Raw genomic sequence first — 5,311 nt, 5'->3', positions numbered from 1 at the left:
AAAACAACTCGCTGCGCTCAGACATCTTTTCCCTGTCAGAAAAAATACCCCCACCCCCTACCGACGGGCAGCAGCGATAATTCTAAAGGGAATATTTCGTAGGATTAGCGAAGCGTAATCCGACAAAACCCGTTGGATTACGCCTGCGGCTAATCCAACCTACAAAAGCACAAAAATCCTTAAACCGGTGAACCCGTGTTGCACGTCGGCGCGGGGTGGCAGGTGGATTTTTCGCCGGAAAAAGGTGTCTGAGCGAAGCGAGTTCTTTTTCCAAGAAAAACTCCACCTGCCACCCCGCAGGCCCGCCCCTCAACCAACAGGCTACAAAGGCGGGCTCTTCCGATTTACCAGGCTTTGTAAGGCAGGAACTTCCCGTTCATAGTCACGACCACACGGTCGCCCTTCGGATTCTCTTCCTTCTCGATGTCCATGGTGAAATCGATGGCACTCATGATGCCGTCGCCGAACTTCTCATGGATGAGCTCTTTTATAGTGTCGCCGTAGACACCCACCACTTCGTACAAACGGTAAATCAGCGGATCCTGCGGAACGGCGCCGTCCCAGGCTTTTTTGGGGCAGACCTGCAGGGCTTCGGCTATCGGCTTGTCCAGGTCGAGGACTTCGCACAGGGCAAAGGCCTTGTCTTCGGTGAGGCTGTTCATACCCAGGGCCGCTGAGGTGGTGAACACCGGGGATAGGCCGATGGTTTCGGCGATGGCTTCCCAGGTCATTCCCTTGGACACTTTGGCTTCCAGGATTTTGGCGGTCATCAGTTCTTTGTTCATCATGGCTGTTTCCTCTCTTGGGTTTTAACGTCAGGCATTCACCGCACGGGCGGCAGTCTCAGATTCGGATTCGGTTTCAGAGTCGGCAGACGCTGGCGTGGACTGGGCAACGCCTTTGGCGGGTTCGACGATTTTCGGGGTGCCGTCTTTTTCCGGCAGAGCCGAGCCGCTTCGGTTGACCAGGAAGTCCACCAGGTAGTCCCGGGTTTTGTGGTAGGCCGGGTTCTGGAAGATGGTGGCCCGGGCCCGCGGGTGCGGAATGTCCACTTTCACGCTCTCAGCGATGCGGGCGTTGGGGCCGTTCGACATCAGGAAGATGCGGTCAGACAGTAGAATGGCTTCGTCCACATCGTGGGTGATCATGAACACGGTCTGGCGGGTTTCTTCCCAGATTTTCACCAGCTCGTCCTGAATCACACCCCGGGTGAGCGCATCCAGCGCGCCGAAAGGCTCGTCCAGCAGCAGGAGTTCCGGCTGGGTGGCGAAGGCCCGGGCGATACTCACCCGCTGACGCATACCGCCGGACAGCTGGGACGGCTTGCGGTTCAGGGCGTGGTCCAGGCCCACCATCTTCAGGTAGCGTTCGCTGTGCTCTTTCACCTTTTCCTTGGACCACTCCGGCCAGCGGGCGCGCACGGCGAAGACGATGTTGTTCAGGGTGGTTTTCCAGGGCAGCAGGCTGTAGTTCTGGAACACAACCCCGCGCTCAAGGCCTGGGCCTTTGATTTCCTTGCCGTTCATCACCACGTTGCCGGCGCTGGCTTCGTCCAGGCCTGCCAACACGTTCAGGATGGTGGATTTGCCGCAACCGGAGTGGCCGATGATGCAAACAAACTCACCTTTCTCCAGGGCAAAGCGGATATCCTCGAAGACGGTCAGCTCACCGCCCTGGCCGTCCGGATAGACTTTGGACAGGCCATCTACTTCCAGGAATGATTTACTCATAACAGGTCTCCATTCGGAGGGTTGAGGCCGGCACCGGAAACCGGTGCCGGACCGCTCATTCTTTGTATTCCACCAGTTTCTGGGCCTTGCCCAGGGCCAGGTCGAGCAGCATGCCCACCACCCCGATCATCAGGATGGAGAAGATCACACTGGCCAGATCCAGGTTGTTCCATTCGTTCCACACGTAGTAGCCAATGCCGGTGCCGCCCACGAGCATTTCCGCGGCCACGATGACCAGCCAGGCAATGCCAATCGAGATCCGCATGCCGGTCAGAATGGTGGGTGCTGCGGCCGGCAGGATCACCGTAATGGCGGTGCGCAGTGGGCCGAGTTCGTGGGTGCGGGCCACGTTGACCCAGTCCTGCCTCACGTTCGCCACACCAAAGGCGGTGTTCAGAAGCATTGGCCAGATCGAGCAGATGAAGATCACAAAGATCGCTGAGGCATCGGAGTCCTGGATGATGAACAGGGCCAGGGGCATCCAGGCCAGCGGCGAAATTGGCCGCAGCACCTGGATGTAAGGGTTCAGGGCCTTGTACATCAGCGGCGACATGCCGATCAGGAACCCGACGGGCAGCGCAATGGCCATGGCCGCCAGGTAGCCGGTCAATACCCGGTACACCGAATAGGCCAGCTGGATGCCGATGCCCTTGTCGTTGGCGCCGGCGTCATAGAACGGATCGGACAACTCCGCCCAGGCCAGCTTGATCACCGCCGAGGGTGGCGGCACCCGGGATTCCTGCTCCACACCACCCATCAGCATTTCGTATTCGGTCAGTCCTGTCTGGGCCTCCGGGGGCTGGGTTGCCATTTCCCAGAGCCCCAGGGCCAGAATCAGGAACGACACCGACAGCAGTGCTGCCCGGACGTTCAGGGAAGCCATGGTTACACCCTCCCGATGTCGAAGCTGCGTGCGTATTCTTCGGCACGATCAGAATCGAACGTCTTGCCCATGATGGTGTGGGTCTTGTAGGTCTTGTCCGGAGCGGTGTAACCCAGTTCTTCCATGATCTTGCCGGTCTCGCTCGCCAGGTAGACCTGCTCGGCAATGCCTTTGTAGTCCACATCACCCTCGATATAACCCCAGCGCTTCATCTGGGTGAGGATCCACACGCCCATGGAGTGCCACGGGAACGGGTCGAAGTCGATGCGGTCCGGCACGTCTTTTACCTCGCCAAGGCCATCGGCGTAGTAGCCGGTCAGCACCTGCTGAATCACCGGAACCGGCTGGTTCAGATAGTTCTTTGGCGCGATGGCTTCGGAGATTTCCTTACGGTTATCCGGATTGTTGGAGTACTGCGTCGCGTCGATGATGGCGCGCAACAGGGCGCCGTAGGTGTTCGGGTTCTGGGTCGCGAACTGCTTGCTGCAGGCAAAGGCGCAGCACGGGTGGCCTTCCCAGATGTCCTTGGTCAGCATGTGGATGAAGCCCACCTTCTCCCAAACAGCACGCTGGTTGAACGGATCCGGTGACAAGTAGCCATCCAGGTTACCGGCGCGGAGGTTGGCAACCATCTCGGGTGGCGGGACCACACGGATCTGCACATCTTTGTCCGGGTCGATACCGTTCTCGGCCAGGTAGTAACGCAGCAGGAAGTTGTGCATGGAGTACTCGAACGGCACGCCAAACTTGAAGCCTTTCCACTGTTTCGGGTCGCGCTTGTCCTTGTGGTCGACGTGCAGCACGATGGCCTGGCCATTGATGTTCTCAACGGCCGGCATGATGAACGGCTCCGGTGTGGAGCCCGCGCCCATGGTCATCGCCAGGGGCATGGGAGTAAGCATATGTGAGGCGTCGTATTCGCCAGCCAGGGACTTGTCCCGGGCCACCGCCCAACCTGCGGTCTTGGTGACGGTCACATCGAGGCCGTACCGCTCATAAAAGCCCATCGGGTGGGCCATGATGATAGGCGTGGCGCAGGTGATCGGTACAAAACCAACGTTCAGCTTGGTCTTCTCGAGCTTGCCCAGGGATTCCTTCACCGCGGCCTTGGCCTTTTCCATCGGGAACACGCTGCCCAGAACGGCCGCCGCGGTGCCCGCGCCCATCATTTTCATGAAGGCGCGCCGGCTGTGTTCGTTGTGACCAAACACCGAGCGCACCACCGCGCCTTCGATGGCGCGATCCATCATCGCTTCTGAATCCAAATGCTCGTCAGCAACTGCCTGCTGGCCGGCAGAGGGCTTGAGATCGAGGGAAATCGACGGGGTGCTGTCGCCGGGTTTGCACTCGGGGCAGCCGCAGGTCTTGGCATGAATCAGGGACTTGTCACCGTCAAACGGGTTTCCAAGGCTTTTCGTGGTCATGGCGCACTCTCCTGGGTTTGGGACCTAAGTTTTGGGTTATTTCTGCACTCTCACGGTGCAACAAAGGTGCGGCTCGGGCCCGAGGCTGGAAATGGTCGGGTCGGCTCCGCGTTCTGAGAGAGGTATCGCAGGGTTTGTGCCAAGTCCGGTTATTTTTTTAACCCATTGTTTTTAAGGCATCAGGAATGAGGAGCCTGAAAACAGGAGAGCTACGACATTTCGTATTTCACGATTTTTCGTAGCCCGGACTGCGATTTTTCGTAGTTGGCACAGGGTTTGTTTCTTCCTTCGGGAACTGACTCAGGAAATCGCCATGAACACCGAAGCCATCATTCGCCCTGAAATCACCGGCAACTGGATTGACCATCTGCCAGAGGCTGCGCTGTTGGTAGATGCAGGCAGGGACCTGATTCTGTCCGCCAACAGTGCCATGGGCCGAATGATCGGCTCCGACCGGCAATCCCTCGTCGGAACGCCATGCACCCACCTGTTCACCGACCAGCGGCCGCAACTGATTGCATTCACTGAGGAAACCCTGTTTCGCAGCCACGGCTGGAGCCGGGATTTCTTCCTCCAGCACCGGGACGGCCACACCGTGGAACTGGAAATCTCCTCATCCAGGGTCGGCGAGGCGGAAACCCAGAATGTGCTGCTGTTGTTGAGGGACCGACGCCAGCTGCGAACCCTTCGGGAGCGCCACGATGCCAACCACTACCACCGGGGCGGCCTGCTTGAATGGCGTCGGGTGGAAGAACTGTTCAAGGACATGGAGCGGGAAAACCAGCTGATCCTGCATGCCGTCGGGGAAGGCATTTACGGGGTGGATGCCGAGGGGCGAGGCACCTTCGCAAACCCCGCAGCCGAGCGCATGCTGGGGTGGCGAATTGACGAACTCATGGGGCGGGTTCTGCACCGCGTGGTGCACCACTCCCATGCCGATGGCAGCCTGTATCCCCTGAAGGACTGCCCGATATACGCCGCCTTCCGCGATGCCAGTGTGAAGCGGGTTGGCGAGGACTGGTTCTGGCGCAAGGACGGCAGCGGTTTCCCGGTGGAATACACCAGCACACCGATCCTGGACAACGGGCATCCGGTGGGTGCAGTGGTGGTTTTCCGGGATATCTCCGCGCGTCAGGAAGCCCAGCAAGAACTGCAGAAAGCGCTGGAGGAAGTGGAAACCCTCAAGCACCGGCTGGAAATGGAGAACGCCTATCTGCAGGAAGAACTCAGCGCCGAGTACCACTTCCACGAAATCTTCGGCCAGAGCGAGGCCA

5 protein-coding genes are annotated in these 5,311 nt (G+C 59.1%); 1 reads left to right on the top strand and 4 read right to left on the bottom strand.

Features of this window, described 5'->3' with window-relative positions:
* Positions 1-344 precede the first annotated feature (344 nt).
* From cynS to B2W52_RS16785, 4 genes are read right to left on the bottom strand one after another with little or no spacing between them, the layout of a single operon-like run.
* Positions 345-788 (bottom strand): cyanase, encoded by a 444-nt coding sequence (cynS, locus tag B2W52_RS16800; protein ID WP_008170587.1) that lies wholly within the window; start codon positions 786-788, stop codon positions 345-347.
* A gap of 27 nt (positions 789-815) precedes the next feature.
* Positions 816-1,730, bottom strand: a complete 915-nt coding sequence (locus B2W52_RS16795) for an ABC transporter ATP-binding protein (RefSeq protein ID WP_008170588.1) — start codon at positions 1,728-1,730, stop codon at positions 816-818.
* Between the two features lie 55 nt (positions 1,731-1,785).
* Complete coding sequence (ntrB, locus tag B2W52_RS16790; protein ID WP_008170590.1) at positions 1,786-2,613, bottom strand: nitrate ABC transporter permease; 828 nt, start codon at positions 2,611-2,613, stop codon at positions 1,786-1,788.
* Positions 2,614-2,615: 2 nt separating this feature from the next.
* On the bottom strand, positions 2,616-4,037 hold the full coding sequence (locus B2W52_RS16785; RefSeq protein ID WP_008170591.1) for an ABC transporter substrate-binding protein: 1,422 nt from the start codon (positions 4,035-4,037) through the stop codon (positions 2,616-2,618).
* A gap of 313 nt (positions 4,038-4,350) precedes the next feature.
* Between B2W52_RS16785 and B2W52_RS16780 the strand changes: the two genes are divergently transcribed.
* A partial coding sequence (locus B2W52_RS16780) for a PAS domain S-box protein (RefSeq protein ID WP_286803777.1) occupies positions 4,351-5,311 on the top strand: 961 nt, incomplete at its 3' end.

Origin of the sequence: Marinobacter sp. UBA2498, assembly GCF_002341575.1 — a bacterium.
GTDB classification, from domain to species: Bacteria; Pseudomonadota; Gammaproteobacteria; order Pseudomonadales; family Oleiphilaceae; genus Marinobacter; species Marinobacter manganoxydans.
Note: the sequence above shows the minus strand (reverse complement) of the source record. Positions and strands in the feature narration are given on the sequence as shown.

Coding starts and splice junctions, on each gene's coding strand:
- B2W52_RS16785 (WP_008170591.1), bottom strand. CDS start 4,037: ATGACCACGAAAAGCCTTGGAAACCCGTTTGACGGTGACAAGTCCCTG.
- ntrB (WP_008170590.1), bottom strand. CDS start 2,613: ATGGCTTCCCTGAACGTCCGGGCAGCACTGCTGTCGGTGTCGTTCCTG.
- B2W52_RS16795 (WP_008170588.1), bottom strand. CDS start 1,730: ATGAGTAAATCATTCCTGGAAGTAGATGGCCTGTCCAAAGTCTATCCG.
- cynS (WP_008170587.1), bottom strand. CDS start 788: ATGATGAACAAAGAACTGATGACCGCCAAAATCCTGGAAGCCAAAGTG.